20 protein-coding genes are annotated in these 21699 nt (G+C 60.1%); 9 read left to right on the forward strand and 11 right to left on the reverse strand.

Going from position 1 to position 21699, the window contains the following annotated elements:
* The first annotated feature begins 4 nt into the window (after nucleotides 1-4).
* Both QA648_RS10735 and QA648_RS10740 read left to right on the forward strand, forming a co-directional pair.
* A complete protein-coding gene (locus tag QA648_RS10735) occupies nucleotides 5-946 on the forward strand; it encodes an alpha-E domain-containing protein (protein ID WP_283046806.1) in 942 nt (313 codons plus the stop codon).
* Nucleotides 947-958: 12 nt separating this feature from the next.
* Nucleotides 959-1783 (forward strand): transglutaminase family protein, encoded by an 825-nt coding sequence (locus QA648_RS10740; protein ID WP_283046807.1) that lies wholly within the window; start codon nucleotides 959-961, stop codon nucleotides 1781-1783.
* Between the two features lie 98 nt (nucleotides 1784-1881).
* Here QA648_RS10740 and QA648_RS10745 read toward each other — a convergent pair whose 3' ends face one another.
* The 7 genes from QA648_RS10745 to chvE all read right to left on the reverse strand — a co-directional run bounded on the left by QA648_RS10745 (nucleotide 1882) and on the right by chvE (nucleotide 10855).
* Nucleotides 1882-2355, reverse strand: a complete 474-nt coding sequence (locus tag QA648_RS10745) for a cupin domain-containing protein (protein WP_283046809.1) — start codon at nucleotides 2353-2355, stop codon at nucleotides 1882-1884.
* Nucleotides 2356-2510: 155 nt separating this feature from the next.
* Nucleotides 2511-4256, reverse strand: coding sequence for an L-arabinonate dehydratase (gene araD / locus QA648_RS10750; RefSeq protein WP_104823855.1), 1746 nt, complete (start codon nucleotides 4254-4256; stop codon nucleotides 2511-2513).
* Nucleotides 4257-4319: 63 nt separating this feature from the next.
* A complete protein-coding gene (locus QA648_RS10755) occupies nucleotides 4320-5753 on the reverse strand; it encodes an aldehyde dehydrogenase family protein (protein ID WP_283046811.1) in 1434 nt (477 codons plus the stop codon).
* A 66-nt stretch (nucleotides 5754-5819) separates the two neighbouring features.
* Nucleotides 5820-6818, reverse strand: coding sequence for an AraD1 family protein (araD1, locus tag QA648_RS10760; protein WP_104825170.1), 999 nt, complete (start codon nucleotides 6816-6818; stop codon nucleotides 5820-5822).
* Between the two features lie 120 nt (nucleotides 6819-6938).
* Entirely contained in the window at nucleotides 6939-8150 is a 1212-nt protein-coding gene (mmsB, locus tag QA648_RS10765; RefSeq protein WP_104823857.1) for a multiple monosaccharide ABC transporter permease, read from the reverse strand.
* Nucleotides 8150-9685, reverse strand: coding sequence for a multiple monosaccharide ABC transporter ATP-binding protein (gene mmsA / locus QA648_RS10770; protein WP_104823858.1), 1536 nt, complete (start codon nucleotides 9683-9685; stop codon nucleotides 8150-8152). Before mmsA ends, mmsB begins: the two co-directional genes overlap by 1 nt.
* A gap of 105 nt (nucleotides 9686-9790) precedes the next feature.
* Nucleotides 9791-10855 carry a multiple monosaccharide ABC transporter substrate-binding protein gene (gene chvE, locus QA648_RS10775; RefSeq protein WP_028751801.1) on the reverse strand — a complete coding sequence of 355 codons (1065 nt, stop codon included), beginning with the start codon at nucleotides 10853-10855 and terminating at the stop codon, nucleotides 9791-9793.
* A gap of 272 nt (nucleotides 10856-11127) precedes the next feature.
* On the opposite strand from chvE, the gene QA648_RS10780 reads away from it, so the two are divergent.
* Entirely contained in the window at nucleotides 11128-12135 is a 1008-nt protein-coding gene (locus tag QA648_RS10780; protein ID WP_104825171.1) for a LysR family transcriptional regulator, read from the forward strand.
* A gap of 108 nt (nucleotides 12136-12243) precedes the next feature.
* A complete protein-coding gene (locus QA648_RS10785) occupies nucleotides 12244-12714 on the forward strand; it encodes a hypothetical protein (protein ID WP_283046815.1) in 471 nt (156 codons plus the stop codon).
* Here QA648_RS10785 and QA648_RS10790 read toward each other — a convergent pair whose 3' ends face one another.
* The gene (locus tag QA648_RS10790) at nucleotides 12715-12975 is read right to left on the reverse strand and encodes a hypothetical protein (protein ID WP_283046817.1); all 261 of its coding nucleotides are present in this window, start codon (nucleotides 12973-12975) and stop codon (nucleotides 12715-12717) included. It lies immediately after the preceding gene.
* A gap of 245 nt (nucleotides 12976-13220) precedes the next feature.
* On the opposite strand from QA648_RS10790, the gene iolG reads away from it, so the two are divergent.
* The 4 genes from iolG to QA648_RS10810 all read left to right on the forward strand — a co-directional run bounded on the left by iolG (nucleotide 13221) and on the right by QA648_RS10810 (nucleotide 15773).
* Nucleotides 13221-14213 carry an inositol 2-dehydrogenase gene (iolG, locus tag QA648_RS10795; protein WP_104823861.1) on the forward strand — a complete coding sequence of 331 codons (993 nt, stop codon included), beginning with the start codon at nucleotides 13221-13223 and terminating at the stop codon, nucleotides 14211-14213.
* Between the two features lie 221 nt (nucleotides 14214-14434).
* Complete coding sequence (locus QA648_RS10800) at nucleotides 14435-14749, forward strand: metalloregulator ArsR/SmtB family transcription factor (protein WP_283046818.1); 315 nt, start codon at nucleotides 14435-14437, stop codon at nucleotides 14747-14749.
* Nucleotides 14746-15105 (forward strand): hypothetical protein, encoded by a 360-nt coding sequence (locus tag QA648_RS10805; RefSeq protein ID WP_283046820.1) that lies wholly within the window; start codon nucleotides 14746-14748, stop codon nucleotides 15103-15105. Before QA648_RS10800 ends, QA648_RS10805 begins: the two co-directional genes overlap by 4 nt.
* A 44-nt stretch (nucleotides 15106-15149) precedes the next feature.
* The gene (locus tag QA648_RS10810; protein ID WP_283046822.1) at nucleotides 15150-15773 is read left to right on the forward strand and encodes an ATP-dependent Clp protease proteolytic subunit; all 624 of its coding nucleotides are present in this window, start codon (nucleotides 15150-15152) and stop codon (nucleotides 15771-15773) included.
* Between the two features lie 83 nt (nucleotides 15774-15856).
* On the opposite strand, the gene QA648_RS10815 is transcribed toward QA648_RS10810, so the two are convergent.
* Genes QA648_RS10815 through QA648_RS10825 form a run of 3 tightly spaced genes read right to left on the reverse strand, consistent with a single transcriptional unit; the run spans nucleotide 15857 to nucleotide 20281 of the window.
* Nucleotides 15857-17608: a CRTAC1 family protein gene (locus tag QA648_RS10815; RefSeq protein WP_283046824.1), complete on the reverse strand. Its 1752-nt coding sequence runs from the start codon at nucleotides 17606-17608 to the stop codon at nucleotides 15857-15859.
* On the reverse strand, nucleotides 17605-19029 hold the full coding sequence (locus tag QA648_RS10820) for a di-heme oxidoredictase family protein (protein WP_283046825.1): 1425 nt from the start codon (nucleotides 19027-19029) through the stop codon (nucleotides 17605-17607). Before QA648_RS10820 ends, QA648_RS10815 begins: the two co-directional genes overlap by 4 nt.
* A gap of 10 nt (nucleotides 19030-19039) precedes the next feature.
* Complete coding sequence (locus QA648_RS10825; RefSeq protein WP_104823867.1) at nucleotides 19040-20281, reverse strand: ROK family transcriptional regulator; 1242 nt, start codon at nucleotides 20279-20281, stop codon at nucleotides 19040-19042.
* 221 nt (nucleotides 20282-20502) lie between these two features.
* Between QA648_RS10825 and xylF the strand changes: the two genes are divergently transcribed.
* Complete coding sequence (gene xylF / locus QA648_RS10830) at nucleotides 20503-21543, forward strand: D-xylose ABC transporter substrate-binding protein (protein ID WP_104823868.1); 1041 nt, start codon at nucleotides 20503-20505, stop codon at nucleotides 21541-21543.
* The last annotated feature ends 156 nt before the right edge of the window (nucleotides 21544-21699 follow it).

A 21699-nucleotide genomic window follows, 5' to 3' on the forward strand; every position in this document is an offset into this window, starting at 1 on the left:
GGACATGCTTGGAAGAACCGCGAATGGCCTCTACTGGATGTTCCGTTACATCGAGCGTGCCGAAAACATAGCCCGCCTGGTCGATGCCGGCCAACGCATGTCGCTGACCCGCAGCGGTGCTGCGGAAGATGACTGGGATGGAGTTCTGCAGAGCGCCGGCGTGCGCGAAGCCTATAACGAGGTGCATGGCAAGCTGACCGGCGCCGACGCGATCGACTATCTGTTACGCGATCGCTCCAATCCCTCTAGCGTGATGTCCTGCATCGATTATGGCCGCAACAATGCCCGCATGGTCCGCACGGCGCTGACGCGGGACACCTGGGAAGCCACCAACGAATGCTGGATCGAGCTGAAGACATTGCTCGGCAAGCGCCTGAAGACCGCCGAAGTGCCGGAGATGATCGAGGTCATCAAGCGCCGTGCCGGACTGATCCGCGGCGCGTTTCACGGTTCGATGCTGCGCAACGAGCTTTACAACTTCGCCCGCATCGGCACCTTCATCGAACGCGCCGACAACACGGCGCGCATTCTCGACGTGAAATATTACGTCCTGCTGCCGTCAATCTCGCATGTCGGGTCGTCGCTCGACAACGCGCAATGGGAATCGATCCTGCGTTCGGTTTCCGCCCACCGCGCCTATAAATGGGCGTATGATCCCGAGTACAAGCCGGCCAACATTGCCGACTTCCTGATCCTCAATGGCCAAATGCCGCGCTCGCTTGCCTATTGCTACGAAAAGATCGTCAGCAATATCGGCTATCTCGGGACCGAATACGACCAGCGCCTCCCCGCACACGACACCGCCGATGCCATCCGCAAGATGCTGCAGACGCTCACGGTCAAGAGCATCATGGATCAGGGATTGCATGAATTCCTGGAGGATTTCGTTTCGCGCAACAATAAGCTCAGCGCGGAAATCTCCGACGGCTACCGGTTCTATCAGTAAGCGGATCACACTATGAGACTGACGATCAGCCATACCACCGAATACCGCTACGACGAACCGGCGCAATTTTCCTTGCAGCGCCTGAGGCTCACGCCGCTCACCGGTCCCGGCCAGACCGTCCTCAACTGGAAACTAACGGTCGAGGGCGCCCATCCGGAAGTGGAATATGAGGACCAGTTCGCCAATCGCGTCACGCTCGTCTCGCTCGACGGCGCACAGGACACAACCCGGATCGTCGCCACCGGCGAGGTCGAAACCCGGGACCTGAATGGCGTGATCGGCCAGCATAGCGGCTTCAGCCCGCTCTGGCTCTTCCTGCGGGAAACGCCGCGCACCAAGGCCGGCAAGCTGACGAAGGAATTGTTGCGCAACCTTTCCGGCGACAACGAACTCGGCAAGATGCATGCACTGATGGGCGCAATTCACCAGACGGTGGAATACAAGCCCGGCACTAGCGACACGGAAACGACCGCGGAACAGGCTCTGGAAAAGAAGAGCGGTGTCTGTCAGGACCATGCTCACATCTTTATTGCCGGCGCTCGTGCATTGCATATCCCGGCGCGCTACGTCTCCGGCTACCTGATGATGGAAGGCAAGAACGAGCAGGCGGCCACACATGCCTGGGCGGAGGTGCATATTCCAGGCCTTGGCTGGGTCGGCTTCGACCCTGCCAACGACGTCTGCCCGGACGCCCGCTACGTCCGGATCGCGACTGGCCTCTGCTATCGCGACGCTGCTCCCGTCTCCGGCATGCGGGTCGGCACACCGGGCGAAACCCTTACGGTCAAGGTGACGGTGGCGAGCCAGGGGCAAAGCCAGAGCCAAAGCCAAAGCTAGTCGATGCGAATTTAGAGCGTTCCGTGAAAAGCTGACTCGCTCTAACTTGCGGAGATGGTCATATTTAGCAATGGATCAATGCCGGACCGAGGATTTAATTAGTGAGGATGGTCCACGGGCAAAAACTCCAGTCCGTTGCGCCGTCCGATCTCAATCACGCGCTGAATATCCAGCGGTTCTCCGCTCGGCGGCGGCAGGTCGCGTGTGCCCACCGGCATCGGCTCGCCTGCTTCGGTGAAAAAACCATCGTGAACCCGGCCGGGTGAATTGATGATCAGAAGCCGTCCCGGCGCCGGGCCGATATTGCGGAACGCGTGAATGGCGCCTGTCGGTATCTTGACGAAACTGCCAACCTGCGCCTGGACGGTCTCGCCGTCGACCATGAATTCGAACAAGCCCTCGAGAATATAAAACGCCTCGTCGTCATCGGGATGCCTGTTTGGCGGCACCCCGGCCCCCGGCGCCGTCAACGTCTCGACAAGACAATAAGCTCCCCCAGTATCGGGGCTGTGAGCATGAAAGCGAAGAAGATTGCCAAAGAGATAATAGGTATCGGTCTGCAGGGTTGTCATAATGATCCCCCAAAGAAGCAATCAAGAGGGCACTATATCATGGACTGCTGATCAAAGCAGTGTGGCCGGAGACATGCCCCGCGCACTTGCCGTAGGCGCAGCATAGGAAAGGGGCGGAACTTTCGTACCGCCCCTTTCCAATTCCAGTATCAATCTTAGTGGCTGTCGCGATTGTTCGGGATTTCCGAGCCGCGCGGACCGACGAGGAAGTCGAGGTCGGCGCCCGTATCGGCCTGCATGACCGACTTCACATAGAGGCCGCCGTAGCCGCCGGCGAGCGGCTTGACCGGGGATACCCAGGCGGCGCGGCGCTTCGCCAGTTCCTCGTCCGACACCTCAAGCTGGATGGTGCGGGCCGGAACATCGACGGCGATGATGTCGCCGTTCTGAACAAGCGCCAGCGGGCCACCATCGGCAGCTTCCGGAGCAGTGTGCAGGATGACGGTGCCGTAGGCCGTGCCGGACATGCGCGCATCGGAGATGCGGATCATGTCGGTGATGCCCTTCTTCAGCACCTTCGGCGGCAGGCCCATGTTGCCGACTTCGGCCATGCCCGGATAACCCTTCGGGCCGCAGTACTTCAGCACCATGACGCAGTTCTCGTCGATGTCGAGATCGTCGCGATTGATGCGGGCGTGATAGTCTTCGATGCTTTCGAAGACGACGGCGCGGCCCTTGTGCTGCATCAGGTGCGGCGAAGCGGCCGAAGGCTTCAGAACAGCGCCCTTCGGCGCGAGGTTGCCGCGCAGAACGGCGATGCCGCCCGACTGCGTCAGCGCCTTCTCCCGCGGAACAATGACGTCGTCATTGTAGTTGACCACATCCTTGACACCGGCCCAGATCGTGTCGCCGGTCACGGTGATGGCGTCCTTGTGCAGCAGGCCCATCTCGCCAACCGCCTTGATGACGACGGGCAGGCCGCCGGCATAGTAGAACTCTTCCATCAGGTGCTTGCCCGACGGCTGCAGGTTGACGATCGTCGGCACTTCGCGGCCGAGGCGATCCCAATCGTCCAGCGACAGATCGACGCCGACGCGGCCGGCAAGCGCCAACAGATGCAGAACCGCATTGGTCGAACCGCCGACGGCGCCATTGACGCGGATCGCGTTTTCGAACGCTTCCTTGGTCAGAATGTCGGAAGGCTTCAGATCTTCCTTGACCATGTCGACGATGCGACGGCCGGAAAGCTGCGAGATGACGCGGCGGCGCGCATCGACAGCCGGGATGGCGGCATTGCCGGGCAGCGTCATTCCGAGCGCTTCGGCCATCGACGCCATGGTCGAGGCCGTACCCATGGTCATGCAGCTACCGGCCGAGCGGGCCATGCCCTGCTCGGCATCCATGAATTCGTCCAGCGACATCTCGCCGGACTTCACCATTTCCGAGAACTGCCAGATCGCCGTGCCGGAACCGACATCCTTGCCACGCCACTTGCCGTTCAGCATCGGACCGCCGGAAACGAGAATAACCGGAATATCGACCGATGCAGCCCCCATCAGCAGGCTCGGCGTAGTCTTGTCGCAGCCGCCGAGTAGCACGACACCATCGACCGGATTGCCGCGGATCGCTTCTTCCACGTCCATGGCAGCCAGATTGCGGAACATCATGGCCGTCGGGCGCAGCGTGCTTTCGCCGACGGAGAAGACCGGGAATTCGACCGGGAAACCGCCCGCTTCGTAAACACCGCGCTTCACGCGCTCTGCAAGATCGCGCAGATGCGCGTTGCAGGGCGTCAGCTCCGACCAGGTATTACAGATGCCGATGATCGGACGGCCGTCGAACGTATCGGCAGGCAGGCCCTGGTTCTTCATCCAGGAGCGATGCATGATCGCGTTCTTGCCGGTGCCGCCGAACCAATCATAGGAGCGCAGCTTGCGCGGCCATTCAGCTTTCTTTTTCATTGTCTCAGTACCCTTTGCGTCGCCCAGGCCGCCTCGTTCGCGCCCGGGCTTTGGATTCGATCGTCAGGCGAGCGTGTAAGCGGTTTTGACGGTTGTGAAGAATTCGGCGGCATATTTGCCCTGTTCGCGCGGACCGAAGGACGAGCCCTTGCGGCCGCCGAACGGCACGTGGAAATCGACGCCAGCCGTCGGCAGGTTCACCATCACCATGCCGGCTTCCGCATTGCGCTTGAAATGCGTCGCATACTTCAGGCTCGTGGTGGCAATGCCGGAGGACAGGCCGAACGGCGTATCGTTGGCCGTTGCCAGCGCCTCTTCGTAGTCCTTCACCCGGATGACCGAGGCGACCGGCCCGAAGATCTCTTCGCGGCTGATGCGCATCTGGTTCGTCGCTTCCGTGAAGAGCGTCGGCTGCAGATAGAAGCCGGGCGTGTCGCGGCTGACGAGCTCGCCGCCGAAGGCGAGCTTGGCGCCTTCCTGCTTGCCGATCTCGATATAATCCGTGTCGGTCTTCAACTGCTTGGCATCAACGACTGGGCCGATATGCGTGCCGGCCTTGATGGCATTGTCGACATTCAGCGTCTTCAGCTTTTCCGTCAGTGCCGCCACGAACCGGTCATGAATGCCTTCGGTGACGATGAGGCGCGACGAGGCTGTGCAGCGCTGGCCGGTCGAGAAGAAGGCGGAATTGGCTGCCGCTTCGACGGCAACCGTCAGATCGGCATCGTCAAGCACTACCATCGGGTTCTTGCCACCCATTTCGAGCTGATACTTGCGGCCATGCTCGACGGAGGAAAGCGCCACGCGCTTGCCCGTGCCGACCGAACCGGTGAAGGTGATGCCGGAAAGAACCGGGCTGTCGAGCATCGCCTGACCGACGACCGAGCCCTTGCCCATAACGAGGTTCAAGACACCCTTCGGCAGGCCGGCGCGGTGGAGAATATCGACGATCGCCCAGGAACAGCCAGGCACGAGATCAGCCGGCTTGAAGACGACGGTATTGCCGTAGCAGAGCGCGGGGGCAATCTTCCAGGCTGGAATGGCGATCGGGAAGTTCCAAGGCGTGATGATGCCGATAACGCCGAGCGGCTCGCGGGTGATTTCGACACCGATGTTCGGGCGCACCGAAGGAACCACTTCCCCTGCAAGGCGCAGGGCCTCGCCGGCGAAGAATTCGAAGATCTGCGCGGCACGGATCGTTTCGCCGATCGCCTCTGGAAGCGTCTTGCCTTCCTCGCGGGCGAGCAGCGCGCCGAGCTCATCCTTGCGCGCCAGTATCTCGTCGCCGGCCTTCTTCAGGATGGTATGGCGCTCGAGAATGCCCGAACGCGACCAGGCCGGAAAAGCGGCTTTGGCCGCAGCAATGGCGTCGGCAACGTCCTGCACGCTGGCGCTGGCATAGAGGCCGACGACTTCGTTGGTATCCGACGGATTGATATTCTCGGCGCCGGTCGTACCGGTCCATTCGCCGGCGATCAGATTCTGATGAATGGTCATGGCTTCATGCCTCTCTGGATCTTCTCGGAAACGGCCGGCCACACGGAAGCAGCCGGCCTCGATGTGTTAGAGCTGGCGGATCGCCACCTTGTCCTCGGCGGCAATGGCAAGTCGATTGCGCAGCGGCAGGCCGAATTCGGCCACTTCGATTTCGAAGACATCGCCCACTTCCGTTTTGATGCCTTCCGCGAACGAGAGCGTTGCCGTGCCGAACATGTGGACATGGACGTCGCCGGGAATGCGGAACAGGCCATACTTGAAATGATGGTATTCGAGATTGGCGAAAGTATGCGACATGTTCGCCTCGCCCGAGAGGAAGGGCTTTTCGAAGATCACTTTGTCGCCGCGCTTAATGCGCGAGGTGCCCCTGATGTCTTCCGGTGCGGCGCCGATGCGGATTTCCGGACCGAAGCTTGCCGGGCGCAGCTTGGAATGGGCGAGATAGAGATAGTTGATCCGCTCGGTGACGTGATCGGAAAATTCGTTCGAGAGCGCAAACCCGATGCGGAACGGCGTGCCGTCCTTGGCGATGACATAGATGCCGGCCATTTCCGGCTCTTCGCCGCCGTCGAGCGCGAAAGACGGAGAGATGAGTGCTGAGCCCGGTGCCGCCGCACCATAGCCGTTACCCTTGTAGAACCATTCCGGCTGCACGCCCTTTTCGCCATCCTTCGGCTTGCCGCCTTCGATGCCCATCTTGAACATCTTCATGGAATCGGTCAGCGTTTCCTCAGCAGCTTCCGCGGTCTTCTTGTGCATGGAATCGCGGGTCGCAGCGGAGCCGAGATGCGTCAGGCCGGTACCGGTCAGATGCAAGTGGGCGGCATCGGGATGGGTGATCGGCGGCAGGAAACGGCCTTCGGCATATGCTTTTTCCAGATCGATCGCTTCGCCAAGCCCATGCGCCTCGATGACGGAGACGAGAGATTTGTCGTTATCAGCGGCTTCCATGGCGAGCGCATAGACGCTTTCGGCATTCACAACAGCCTTGGCGGGAGTGCCCGGCCCATTGCGCACGGCGACGACGATCCCGCCGTTCGAACCCTTGATCTGGGAAATGAGCATGTTTTTCATCCTTTCCTAATAGACAGAGGCCGGATGCAGTCTACCGCTCCGGCTCTCAGCGAGAGCCGGACTCTGTCGTGGATTTGATTTTAGATCGTTGGCTGGTCGCGTGAGCCGCGATCAGCCCCGGTTCTTATTGTAGACGTCGAGGAAGACGGCAGCGAGGAGCACCGCACCCTTGACCATCTGCTGGTAGTCCGTACCCAGACCGTGCAGCGACATGCCGTTGTTCATGACGCCCATGATGAAGGCGCCGATGACGGCACCAGTGATCTTGCCAACGCCGCCGGAGGCGGAGGCGCCGCCGATGAAGCAGGCCGCGATGACGTCGAGTTCGAGACCCGTGCCGCCCTTGGCGGTTGCTGAGTTCAGACGCGTGGCAACGATAATACCGGCCAGACCGGCAAGCACGCCGATGTTGACGAAGGTGTAGAAGCTCAGGCGCTGAGTATTGATACCCGACAGCTTGGTCGCTTTTTCATTGCCGCCCATGGCGTAGATGCGGCGGCCGATGGTCGTGCGGCGCGTGACGAAGGCGTAGCCCGCAATCAGCACCAGCATGAGGATCAAGACGTTCGGCAGGCCCTTATAAGACGAGAGGAGGTAGCCGAGGACCAGGATCGCGACGCTGACGAGCAGGTTCTGCACGATGAAGAAGCTGAAAGGCTCGACATCGATGCCGTGGCTTTCATTGACCTGACGGCGACGCCAGGCGAGAACGAAGAGAACGACCGGGATAATGACCGACAGCAGCAGCGAGGTGGAGTGAACCGTCCCCATGTCGATGAAGTCGGGAATGAAGCCGGTGCTGATCAACTGATAGTCCGGCGGGAACGGACCGATGCTGGTACCGCTGCCTGCAGCCGTCATGACCGAAAGGGTCAAGCCGCGGAAGATCAGCATGCCCGCAAGCGTCACGATGAAAGACGGGATGCGGTGATAGGCGATGAAATAGCCCTGGGCAGCACCAACCGCGCCGCCGAGCGCAAGGCAGATCACCGTCGCCAGCACGTAATTCATGTGCCACTCGGCAATGAGAATGGCCGCAACGGCACCTATGAAGCCGACGATCGAGCCGACCGACAGGTCGATATGCCCCGCGACGATCACCAGCAGCATGCCGAGCGCCACGATGACGATAAACGAATTCTGCAGGATAAGGTTGGTCAGGTTCAGGGGTCTGAAGAGAACGCCGCCGGTCGAAATCTGGAAAAACAGCATGATCGCGATCAGTGCGATCAACATGCCGTATTCCCGGATGTTGTTGCGGATGTATTCGCCAATGGAAACCACGTGGCTGGTATCTTCTGTGGCTGGGCTGGCCGTAGTCATTAGTGCTTCTCCCCTGAGCGCATGATAGCGCGCATGATAGTTTCCTGGCTCGCCTCTCCCTTCGGCAGTTCGGCGACGATCCGTCCTTCGTTCATGACGTAGATGCGGTCGCAAGTGCCGAGAAGTTCAGGCATTTCCGATGAGATCATCAGAACGCCCTTCCCGTCGGCGGCAAGCTGGTTGATGATGGAATAGATTTCGTATTTGGCGCCGACGTCGATGCCTCGCGTCGGCTCGTCGAGGATGAGCACCTCGGGATCGGAGAACAGCCACTTCGACAGCACCACCTTCTGCTGGTTGCCGCCGGAAAGATTGACCGCTTCCTGGAACACACCGGAGCTGCGGATACGCAGCTTGGAACGGTAGTTGGTCGCGACCTGCAGTTCGCGAATATCGTCGATCACGGTCGCCTTGGAGATGCCGAAGAGGTTGGCGAGCGTCGTGTTATGCAGGATGCTTTCGTTGAGGACGAGGCCGAGCTGCTTGCGGTCCTCGGTGACATAGGCAAGACCCGCGTCGATCGCCCTGCGCACCGTGCTGACATCCACCGGCTTGCCTTCGACCAACACCTCGCCGCTGACCTTATGGCCATAGGACTTGCCGAAGACGCTCATGGCGAATTCGGTGCGGCCGGCGCCCATCAGGCCGGCAATGCCGACCACTTCGCCCTTGCGCACATTGATGTTGATATTGTGCAGAACCTGGCGGTCGCGATGCTGCTGGTGGAAGGCATTCCAGTTCTTGACTTCGAAGATGGTCTCGCCGATCGGCACCGAGCGCGGCGGATAGCGGTCGGCGAGCTCGCGTCCGACCATGTTGCGAATGATGATGTCTTCGCTGATCTCTTCCTCGTGACAGTTCAGTGCCTTTACCGTCATGCCGTCGCGCAATACCGTGATCTGATCGGCCACCTTGCGCACTTCGTTGAGCTTGTGCGTGATGATGATCGAGGTGATTCCCTGGTTGCGGAATTCCATGAGGAGATTGAGGAGCGCATCCGAATCGTTTTCGTTGAGCGATGCGGTCGGCTCGTCGAGAATAAGAAGCTTCACGCTCTTCGACAGGGCCTTGGCGATCTCGACGAGCTGCTGCTTGCCGACACCGATGTCGGTCACGAGCGTGTTCGGAGATTCCTTCAGGCCAACCTTGGCGAGGAGCTGCTTGGTGCGGTTGAACGTTTCCTGCCAGTTGATCACGCCCTTGGCGCCGACTTCGTTGCCCAGGAAGATGTTTTCCGCAATCGACAGAAGCGGCACAAGCGCCAGCTCCTGATGGATGATGATGATGCCGACTTCTTCGGAGTCCTTGATGGTCTTGAACTGGCGGACCGCGCCATCATAGAAGATGTCGCCGTCATAGCTGCCGGCCGGATAAACACCCGAGAGTACCTTCATCAGGGTGGACTTGCCGGCCCCGTTTTCGCCCACCAAAGCGTGGATTTCGCCCTGCCGGACTTTCAGATTGACATTTTCCAAAGCGTTCACACCGGGGAACGACTTGGTGATGCTCCGCATTTCGAGGATGGTATTGTCCATTGTCCGTATCCAACGCCACGCCCGAACATAGCAGACCGGGCGATCGTCATAAATATCAGAGCCAGGGCCCACCTTTCGGCGAGCCCTGGCCGGTATGTCGGAAGATTACTTCAGCTGATCGGCCTTGTAATAGCCGCTCTCGACGAGAACCTTCTCGTAGTTGGTCTTGTCAACAGCAACCGGGGTCAGCAGGTAGGACGGAACGACCTTGACACCGTTGTCGTAGGTCTTCGTGTCGTTGACTTCCGGCGTCTTGCCTTCCATCAGAGCGTTGACCATGTTGACGGTGACCTTTGCGAGGTCACGGGTGTCCTTGAAGATCGTGGAGTGCTGCTGGCCAGCGATGATGGACTTAACCGACGGAATTTCGGAGTCCTGACCGGTAACGATCGGCAGCGGCAGGTCGGCAGTGCCATAGCCTACGCCCTTGAGCGAGGAGATGATGCCGATGGACAGACCGTCGTACGGAGACAGAACGGCGTTGACGTGAGCGTCGGTGTAGTTGGCCGACAGCAGGTTGTCCATGCGAGCCTGAGCCGTTGCCGGATCCCAACGCAGCGTGCCAACCTTGTCCATGCCCATCTGACCGGACTTAACGACCAGCTTGCCGCTGTCGATGTACGGCTTCAGGACGGACATTGCGCCGTCATAGAAGAAGAAGGCGTTGTTGTCGTCCGGCGAACCGCCGAAGAGCTCGATGTTGAACGGGCCCTTGCCGTCCTTGAGGCCGAGGCCGTCGACGATCGAGTTAGCCTGGAGAACACCGACCTTGAAGTTGTCGAAGGTGGCGTAGTAGTCGACGTTGCCGCTGTCGCGGATCAGGCGGTCATAGGCGATGACCTTGATGCCGGCGTCATGAGCCTTCTGCAGAACGTCGGACAGGGTCGTGCCGTCGATTGCGGCGATGACCAGAACCTTGACGCCCTTGGTGACCATGTTCTCGATCTGCGAGAGCTGGTTCGGAATGTCGTCGTCGCCATACTGCAGGTCGGTGCCGTAGCCGGCAGCCTGGAGCTGTTTGACGATGTTGTTGCCATCATCGATCCAGCGAGCCGAAGCCTTGGTCGGCATGGAAATACCGACGGTGCCCTTGTCCGCCGCGAAGGCAGGCGCCACCAGAGTAGCGACGCTGAACGCAGCGGCCGCCATCAATGAGATAATGGATTTCATTACTCTCTCCCTTGTTAATAATGCGGCGGACGAAAAAACGCCCGCCCGAAACTGCGGCAGGTTCCGTAGAAGGAATGGTTACTTCTAATTGTGAGAAACGAAGTAGGTCTCCTCCACGCTCTCACGTGCATGAGCTGCACCCAGCGCACGACCGGCAAACTCGTACGATTTCGTATAACTGTCAAATAGAATAACTGGCACAACATATACCCAATTTGATATAATGTTAAAAAATAGTACTTTTTTGCCGACGAATGGGAAATTTGGCCATGATGGAGAAAATATATAGCGATTATCCGAGCGAAAGCATCGAGATTCATTCCGACAGTTTTCGCGACGATACGCTGCTCAAAGCGGGTTTGAAGCTCAATCACCTGCGCATGATCGTCACAATCGAGGACCATGGGCAGATTTCGGCCGCCGCTGAGTCGATGAACATCTCGCAACCTGCGGCTTCGCGCATGCTGTCAGAAATGGAGTCGATCGTCAAAAGTCCGCTCTACGAACGTGTTGCACGCGGCGTCGTGCTGACCCCCTTCGGCTTGGCGCTGGCGAAGCGGGCACGCAAGATCCTGCTCGAACTGCGCGAGGTGAACCGCGAGATCGGCGAGCTTAGAACCGGCAAAGGCGGCTCGGTCTTTCTTGGCGCCGTTACCGCACCTGCGATCAGCCTCGTCGTGCCGGCGATCCAGCGTGTGACGCGCGCCTATCCCGGCATCGAGATCAATATCGAGGTGGAGACCAGCAACGTGCTGGCCCGTGAACTGCTCGCCGCCCGCCACGACTTCATCATCAGCCGCATTCCCGACGAACTCGATCCGCGCCTGTTTGCCGCCCATGAGATCGGCGTGGAGAAAGCCTGTCTCGTGGTCCGCAACGGCCATCCGCTCCTGGAGAAGGGCGTTGCCAGTCTCGAGGACCTGCCGGCCTATGACTGGGTCTTCCAGCCGCCGGGCACACTGTTGCGGCGCAAGGTGGAAGACATCTTCATCCGAGCTGGCGTGCCCTTGCCGGAAAACATCATCAATACCTCTTCGCTGCTGCTGACGCTTGCCATCGTGTGCAAGACGGACGCGATTACCCCCGTCGCGCTCGATATGGCGCAGTTCATGTGCGGGCAGTCATCGCAAGCCGGCGAATCCTGCATCCTGCCGATCGATTTCGAGATCGACGTGAAACCCTACAGCCTAATTACCGCTCGAGAACGCGCAATGCCGCCGAGCGCCCGGCTGCTGCACGACATGATCCTGGAGGAAAGCAGGACCCTCGATCCGGCCTGAAAACCGCGTAACGGTTTCCGTCCGGTGGCCCTCCGGCTCGCGATCGGCTCACTGTCATAAGCTCCACGCCAACTTGCGCGGCTATCCCGGACATCGTTGGAGGCAGACATGTTGTTCGGGCAATCGCTGTTTCAATCCGTCCTCGATCGTCTCGATGCGGAAGAAGAAAACACTGAGAAGGATGAGGCGGCGCATCGCATCCGCGGCCTCAATGTGAGCTTTGCCGCAACCGTTTTCGGTGGCGAGCCGGCGGCGTCCTCCCGCCCGGACGATGCCTATGTCGATAATCTCGGCAACGACATACCTTCGCCGGAGCCGATACCACCGGAGCCTGAACCGAAGGAGCCAGAGCCACCGGCAATGCCGGATTATCTCGCACGAACTTCGCGGGAGGAGGTAGCGGCCGAACTGGCGGTCTCTTCGCAGACCACCCTTCAGTCTCTCCACGAAAAACGCCGCGCTTTCGCCAAGTCCAATCATCCGGACAGCGTCGCTCCAGCCTTTCGTGAGCAGGCAACGACACGCATGATGATTGCCAATCAATTGATAGACGAGGCGATCCGGCGTCTCGCGCGCTAGCTACTTCTTCTCGTCCGTCGGCTCGTCATCATCCGCCTCATCGCTCGCAGCAGCGCTTTCAGCCTCGGCCTTGGGCGGCTGCGGATTGAAGCTGAAGAGCAGCATCCAGGCGGCGTAGACACCAAGGCCGCCCGCGAGGACGGCCCAAAAGGGCTGCGGCCCCAGAGCCTCGACGATCGCCCAGCCGAAGCAGACGGAAACGATCAGAACCCGCACCCAAAGCGGCTTATAGGCGGGATGGTTGGGATCGATCAGTTTCATGAGTCACGTTCGCCTGTTGGAGAGATCCTGTCTTTAGCGCATGATCCCGAAAAGTGCGAAGTGGTTTTGCGAGAGATCCTGTTGATCAAATCGGCACGAGGCGGCGATTTGAGGAAAAGCCATTTTCGCGACATGAATTTCGGAATTGTGAAATGCCGGCGGCTTGACGCCGCCACCGGAAAATGGAATGAAAATTCCATACGGATCATTATTCGGTTTATTTGTTCCGAATTAGGGAGGTGAAGATGACTGTCAGATTTGGTCTGCTCGGCGCCGGGCGCATCGGTAAAGTGCACGCAAAGGCCGTGAGTGGAGATGCCAACGCCAAGCTCGTTGCAGTGGCGGATGCGTTTCCGGCCGCTGCCGAAGCAATTTCCTCCGCCTATGGCTGCGAAGTCCGCACCATCGAGGCGATCGAAGCCGCCAAGGACATCGACGCTGTCGTGATCTGCACGCCGACCGACACGCATGCCGATCTTATCGAGCGCTTTGCCCGCGCCGGCAAGGCAATTTTCTGCGAAAAGCCGATCGACCTCGATGTTGCCCGCGTCAAGGCCTGCATCAAGGTGGTTGAAGAAGCGAAGGGCAAGCTGATGGTCGGCTTCAACCGCCGCTTCGACCCGCATTTCATGGCGGTCAAGAAGGCCATCGACGACGGCCGCATCGGCGCGGTCGAGATGGTGACGATCACCTCGCGCGATCCCGGCGCCCCGCCGGTTGACTATATCAAGCGCTCCGGCGGCATTTTCCGCGACATGACAATTCATGATTTCGACATGGCCCGCTTCCTGCTCGGCGAAGAGCCGGTCGCCGTCACCGCGACTGCAGCCGTCCTCGTCGACAAGGCGATCGGCGAAGCCGGCGATTACGACAGCGTCTCCGTCATCCTCCAGACCGCGTCGGGCAAGCAGGCGATCATCTCCAATTCCCGCCGCGCCACCTACGGCTATGACCAGCGCATCGAGATCCACGGCTCGAAGGGCATGGTCGCCGCTGAAAACCAGCGTCCCTTCTCCATCGAAGTCGCCAACGGCGACGGCTATACCCGCCCGCCCCTGCACGACTTCTTCATGACCCGCTATACCGAAGCCTATGCCAACGAGATCGCGAGCTTCATCGCCGCCGTAGAAAAGGGCGCCGCGATCACGCCATCCGGCGCTGACGGCCTTGCGGCGCTGAAGCTTGCTGACGCCGCGGTTCAATCCGTGAAGGACGGGAAGTTGGTTAAGGTCGACTGAGCAGCCGCCCGATTCCCCAAGAGCTAAGGCTCTTCCAATAAGTCCGCCGCGAAGCACTTCGCGGCGGATTTTTCTTTGGCCCGCCCCGCCGCAGCGCATGATCATGATTTGTCGCAAGCGCTCGGCAGTCTGTCGCCGGCAATCGGCAACGGAAACTCATCAGCCATGAGCCACCACCGAAAGCCCTTGCGAATCACATAAGTCCATGCTTATCTGTTGCCATGATAGAGAACGAGATATTCCGGGCTTTGGCCGATCCGACCCGTCGCGCCATTTTTGAAAAGCTTGCTGTCGGCAGCATGAACGCCAGCGGTCTGCGCGAAGGAATGGAAATCAGCCAGCCGGCGATGTCCCAGCACCTTGCGGTCCTGCGGAGCGCCGGGTTGGTCAGAGAAGAGCGCCAGGGGCGTTTCGTGAACTACGAAGTCGATCCGGAAGGGCTGGCCCTCATCGCCCAATGGCTGGCGAAATACCACGCCCACTGGCCTGCCCGGATCGAAGCTCTCAAGGTCTTGCTGAAGGATATGGACCAATGAACGACCTGAAGCCCCCCGTGCGGGAAAACGGTATCGAACTCGAATACGACCTCAACGAGCCACCGCAAAAGGTCTGGCGCGCCGTCAGCACCCCTGAACTTCGGGAAAACTGGCTGCCGAAGGAAGCTTTGGCCAATCCCGACGCGATTTCCGTCACACCGGGCGAAGAAGTCCGCTACAGGCTGCGCGATGACGCGCCACCATTCCTCGAAAGCACCGTGACGTTCAGGATAACCCCGAACGCAAGCGGCGGTACGAGTCTGCGGATCATCCACGAACTTGATGATGTGAGGCTTCGAAGGACTGCAAAAGCTGCGGCAAACAACAACGGCTTCTCCGTTATGCGCGCCGCCTGACACGCCAAATCCACCAACAATTTCAGTGATATTGGAGATCGCCGATGCGCGAAGCGATGCAACTCGTCCCTATGGTCGTTGAACAATCCAGCATGGGAGAGCGGTCTTTCGACATCTATTCCCGTCTGCTGCGCGAGAGGATCATCTTCCTGAATGGTGAGGTGAACGATGCCGTTTCGGCCCTGGTCTGCGCGCAACTACTGTTTCTCGAGGCGGAAAATCCGAAGAAGCCGATCAGCCTCTACATCAATTCGCCGGGTGGCGTCGTGACCAGCGGCCTCGCCATGTACGACACGATGCGCTACATCCGCGCGCCAGTGCAGACCCTTTGCATGGGGACGGCTCGTTCGATGGGATCGTTCCTGCTGATGGCGGGAGAGCCCGGCCAGCGCGTCGCCCTGCCCAATGCTAGCATCCATATCCACCAACCTTTGGGCGGCTTCCAGGGTCAGGCCTCCGACATGCTCATCCACGCCGAGGAAATCAAACGTACCAAGCATCGCATGACGCGGCTCTACGCCGAGCATTGCGGCCGTTCCTATGACGAATTTGAACGCGGCATGGACCGCGACCACTTCATGACGGCGGAAGAAGCTTTGGAATGGGGATTGATCGACCGCATTCTCCATGTTCGCAAAGAGGATCAGCATATGGGTTTGGCGGATTGATTTAAAAACGGCGCTACGACCCCTAATGAATGAGGTTGCACATTTGATTGAAGGCCGATTGCCCGGCCTTCTCTTCTGATTGTCTACTTCGTCACCGGTTGATCGCCTACCTGTTGCCCAGCAGGTATCGGCGCTGCAATAGCTGGCTCAGCCGCGGCAGCCTCATTCCCGTTTCCCGGCGGCGCAAACCAGTATTTGGCCGATGTGGCGCCCCGCTTGATAACGACATGCTGGTTGGCGAAGATGCGATAAGGCTGGCTCCACTCCCCGTCCGGCCACTGCACACGCACCACGGCGCGTTCATTGGTGCCAAGACCGAAATGCGTGAAGCCGACATGGCCCGACGCATGACCGCCGCCAATCTGCACGCGCTGCACCTGCGTTTGTGTGCCCGCCCGGACATTGATGGTGGCGCCGATGCCCACATGGTTGATCGGGCCGTTGTCCAATTCGATTTCGGTCCAATTGCCGAGCGGGCGATAGCCCCATTCTGTCTTTGCACCGAGATTGCGGAACAGGAAGGCGCGCTGCATGCGGTTAACGACCAGGATGTCGAGCATGCCGTCATTATTGAAATCCTCGACCACCGCCCCGCGCCCCTTGCCGGGAAGCGCAATGCCGGCCTCGTCTCCCTTTTCAGTGAACTTGCCGTCGAAGCCGCCGAGCAGCAGATTGTCCGGATCGCTGCTGGCAAAATCCGGCATGGCCTCGACATTGCCCTTGGTCAGGAACAGATCCATGTTGGTATCGTTGTTGATATCGGCAAACTGCGCGTGCCAGGCCGTCGAAGGCCTATGGTCCTTGCCGGTATAGGGCCGATAGGCGGCTACTCCCTTTTCATAGGCGGTGTCGCGATAGGTCGGGCTGTCATTATCCGCCTCGTCATCAAGCTCCTGCAGCTTGTTATCGCCCATCGAGGTGATGAAATATTCCGGCCTGCCGTCTGCCTTCGGATCGGCTTCCGCAAGGCCCATGCCCCAGATCTTCAATGAGGCCCAGCCTTCTGCGGTCGTATATTGCCGCGGCGGCCGTCCGGGCGCGATGTCCCAGAGCTGCTCCTGTCCACCGCGATAATATTGCCGGTCATTGGCAACGCGCAGCGAATCCTGGCCCGAATGATTCCAATCGGTAAACAGCATCGACAACGTGCAATAGCTCGGCTTCAGCGGCAACGGATTGGAATAGTCGACCTTGTCATTGCTGACAGGACGATCGAAAACATTGTCGCTGCAGGTGCCGAAGGGCGTCCCTGGCGCGTAGCGATCGACATAATTGCCGAAGGCAAGCGTCGGATATTTATTGCCGGCTTCCCAGGTGGCCGCAAACGCGACCGTCCAGTCCTTGCCGCCGTCGAAGGCGAAGGTGCGATTGGCCTTTTCGAAGGTACAGTCCGGACCGCCCTTGAGGATGATATTTTCACCGAGCCGCAACAGCACGATGTCCGTATAGCCGTCATTGTCGATATCGATCGGATAGACGCCGAGAACGGACCGGATATCCTTGTCGGAAAGATTGATCGGCTTCGCTTTGAATTTCAGTGCGCCGCCCGTCTCGCTTTCATTGACATAAAGCGCCAGCGGACTGGTGCCGCCGGCCATCATCAGGTCGGGCTTGCGATCGCCGTTGCAATCGAAGCTGGCGACGCCGCCGCCGACGAAATACTCCCAGCCGCCGGTATATTGATGGTCAATGCCGGCGGCGACCGCTTCCTCCTGGAAATGCGGGACATCCATCAGGAAGGGTGCCGGCGCGGCCGTGTCCTCGGCAAAGCTGCCGGGCGCGAACGAGAAGGAAATCAAGCTGGCTATGGCCAGCAAGGTTGCGATCTTCTTCATTTGTCCACCCCTGCCTGCTCGATGACCAGCGTCTTGAGGAAAGCGATGATGCGGGCGCGATCCTCGTCGGACGCGCCGACATAGGTGTCGCGGGCGGTGCGACCGTCGCCGCCATGGGCGCGGATCACGCCGTCGAGCGTGGTGATGTCGTTGCGATGGCCATAGGGCGGCGTCGAGGCCACGCCCCAAAGCTCCGCCGTCATGAAGATATTGCGATCGACAAAGCGCTGCGCCAAAAGCTCGTTGCCGAGCTGGTCGACGCTGCTGTCGGTCATGGTGTGGCGCTTGAGATCGCCAAACAGCGGCACCAGCACCTGCCCCTTGTCATTGCGCTTCAGCTTCTTCGTCCAGTCGAGCTGCGACAGATCGTAAATAGCCGGGTCTTTCACCTGCAACATGTTCAGCGTGCCAGCAACATCGTTCGGCCCGGGATCGGAGAAGGAGAGACTGTCGAGCGGCAGGCTTGTTCTGTGGCAGGCCGTGCAGCCCATGCCGTCGAACAGCTTTTCGCCCGCCGCCGCCATATCGCGCCATTGGGCATTATCCGGCACCTTCCGCACCGGCGCCGGCAAGGTCGCCTGCCAGGCAACCATCGCCGAAACATCGCCGTCGCTGATCTCATCGGCATGTCCGTCGCCATCGAAATCCCGGGTCCCCGTCCATCGGCCGCCGAAGCGCTCCACCGGCTCCATGCCGTGATGCTGGTTCAACGCGTTGACGGTGAACTGCCGCAGCGAGGTCATCACGCCTTTCTGGCTGAAGGGGCGGATGACAAGATCCATGTCGATACCCTCCAGCTCCTGCATATCGACCAAGCCATTGGATTGCGCGGTCAGCCAGCCGAATTCGACACCCTTGGTCTCGAGCGCAACGCGCTGGGGTTGGCCGGTTTTCGCCGCAAGCGTAATCGCGTCGGCACGCTGGCGCTGCAGATCGACAGTCATCTCCCGCGCCAGAAGCTCGATCAGACCATCGCCGAACAGGCTGTTGGTGCCGCGCTCATTGGAGAATTGCGGATCGGTCGTGTCAAAATCCGCGCTCTCGAAACCTTCGGACACGAAAACATTGGTGGTGAAATCGCCGGCACCGCCCGGAAACGGCATGTTGTGGCAGGAAGAACAGGCATTGGCATCGACACCGGCCGTGCGGCTGAATTCGTTCATCACCGGATGCTTGCGCTTGGTCGGCACGATCGCCTGCGTAGCGCCGGGACGCCCTGCCCCGTCCTCCACTGTGAAGCGTGCCGTAAACAGCGCTTCGCCGATCTTGATGAGATTTTTGAGTTGCTCGACCGTCTGGTGGCCGGAAACCTCGGCGCCGGCCTGGCCCAGCGCCTCCGTTTTTTCCTCCCAAGGCTGCGACGCGATCGCCGGCAATCCCGTCGCGGCAAGACAGAGGCACACGAGTGCCATTCGTTTCATAGTCCCCTCCTCAACCAGTCTGGCCATGCAATTCCGTAACGGCAACCCCAGATCTGACGATGTCGTCGTCCATCATCGCCAGCGCGCGGTTGAGATGCCCTTCGAACACCAGCGTCGGCTCGTCCGCCACCACCCGCAGCTCCGGCATGCCCTCCATTCGCACGACATGCGATTCCGCCAGCCCCTCGGAAATGCCCTCCAACAATAGGTCATAATAGCGCGTCCCCGGCCCGGTGATCGCGATCGGCATGCTTTCATGCAGGCTGAGCACGCGCGACAAGCCGTTGCCGAGCGCCAATCCCGCCTGCCGGAAGGCGTGGATGTTGCGGCGGCTGCCTTGCCGGGCGCTGGCTGCGATTTTGTCGAGTTCGGCGATCGGCACGAATTTCGCGGGAATGGTATCCAGCGGCACGTCGAAGGCGGCGCGCAGAATGGCATAGAAGCCGGCATAGGCCTCGATGCAGCCGCGCGAGCCGCAGCGACAGAGGCCGCCGCCCGACATATGCAGCATATGGCCGAAATTCGGCGCCGATATTTCGTGCTTTCCTTCCTCGCCGCGGCGCACGATGCCGAGACCGATGCTGTGGCCGAGCGAGAGCGCGGCAAGCGCCCGGAAGTCGCGCCCTTTTTTATTCTCCTCCTGGCGGCCGACGGCAGCGGCGACGAGCTGAGTCTCGTTGCCGAGGATGATTTTCGCTGACCATTCGTCGCGCAGCACTGCGGCAAAATCGATCTGCTCGCGCCCGAAGATCGGCGACCAGCGCAGCACCGGCTCCGAGCTCTCGACGAGACCCTTGCTGCTGATCGAAATCATCAGGACCTTGTCGCGCGGCAATCGCGAGCGGGCGACGATCCGGTTCAAGGCATCACGCAGACCGATGACGAAAGAGCCGGCACCCGAGACGTTCTGCTGTCTCGCCTCCGTGAAGCGGTCGATCAGCCGGCCGGCATAATCCACAAGCGAATATTGCACCGCATCCGATGAAATGATGACGACGATGAGATAGCCGCAATCGCGCCGCTGCGAAAAAAGCACGCGCGGCCGGCCGCGGCCTCCGGCGGCCTGTTGCTCCGCCTTCTCGATGATCTGCGCCCGCTCTAGATCGGTGGTGATGACCGATATCGTCGCCGAGGAAAGCTTGGTGAAATCAGAAAGTTCCGTATGGGCGAGCGGACCGTGACGGCGCAGCGCCGTCAGCACCAGAACACTGTTTTTCTGGCGGACCAATTCGGTGCTCGATTTGGCCAGCATTATCAAGCCTCCCGCTCATTCCACCCTCCTCTCCCCATCTCCACCCGGCCCCTTTCAACGGTCGATTAAACCTGGGGATGCGGGTGTTGACAGGTGAAAAAATCTCTGACACTAAATTTCTCGACTGTCGAGAAAAAAATCCGAACCTTTCTCGTCAGCGTTATCGCGGCGGCCGGCGGGAGCTCAGGGCACGTGCGGTCGCATTCACTCGGGAGGATAATATGAGAGCTTTTATTAAGCTGGCTGCCGGTGCGGCCATCGTTTTGACCATGCAGACAGCGGCCTTCGCGAAGGATCTCGTCGTCGGCGTTTCTTGGTCGAACTTTCAGGAAGAGCGTTGGAAGACCGACGAAGCGGCCATCAAGAAGGCCCTTGCTGCGGTTGGCGCCAAGTACATTTCCGCTGACGCACAGTCGTCCGCTTCCAAGCAGTTGACCGACGTTGAATCCCTGATTTCCCAGGGCGCCAACGCACTCATCATTCTCGCTCAAGATTCCGACGCCATCGGCCCGGCCGTTGAAAAGGCCGCCGACGAAGGCATTCCGGTTGTCGGCTACGACCGCCTGATCGAAAATCCGGCCGCCTTCTACATCACCTTCGACAACAAGGAAGTGGGCCGCATGCAGGCTCGCGAAATCCTCAAGGCCAAGCCGGAAGGCAACTACGTCTTCATCAAGGGCTCGTCGTCCGACCCGAACGCCGACTTCCTGTTCTCCGGCCAGATGGAAGTGCTGAAGCCCGCCATCGACGCCGGCAAGATCAAGAACGTCGGTGAAGCCTACACGGACGGCTGGCTGCCCCAGAACGCGCAGCGCAACATGGAGCAGTTCCTGACCGCTAACAACAACAAGGTCGATGCAGTCGTCGCCTCCAACGACGGCACCGCCGGCGGCGCCGTTGCTGCTCTCGACGCACAGGGCCTCGCAGGTTCCGTTCCGGTTTCCGGCCAGGACGCCGACAAGGCAGCTCTGAACCGCATCGCGCTCGGCACGCAGACCGTCTCCATCTGGAAGGACTCCCGTGAGCTCGGCAAGCGCGCTGCCGAAATCGCCATCGATCTCGCCAACGGCAAGTCCATGGACCAGATCAACGGCGTCCAGACCTTCAGCGGCGGCTCGAAGCACGTTGCCATGAAGTCGGTATTCCTGACCCCGCAGCCAATCACCAAGGACAATCTGAACGTCGTCATCGACGCCGGCTGGATCAGCAAGGCTGAAGCTTGCCAGGGCGTCAAGGCCGGCACCGTTGCAGCCTGCAAATAAGCTGCCCGTGAACGGTTGACCCGATCATAATAGCGACGCCGCAGCGGCACACTCCGTTGCGGCGTCGAATGCGGATCAGGAGCGGACAACTCTCCCTTGCAGTCGGAGACCAGGCTTCCCGCATCGTGCTGCGCCATCGCATATCCCATTGACCTG

Origin of the sequence: Rhizobium sp. CB3171 (genome assembly GCF_029714265.1) — a bacterium.
In the GTDB taxonomy this organism is placed as follows: Bacteria; Pseudomonadota; Alphaproteobacteria; order Rhizobiales; family Rhizobiaceae; genus Rhizobium.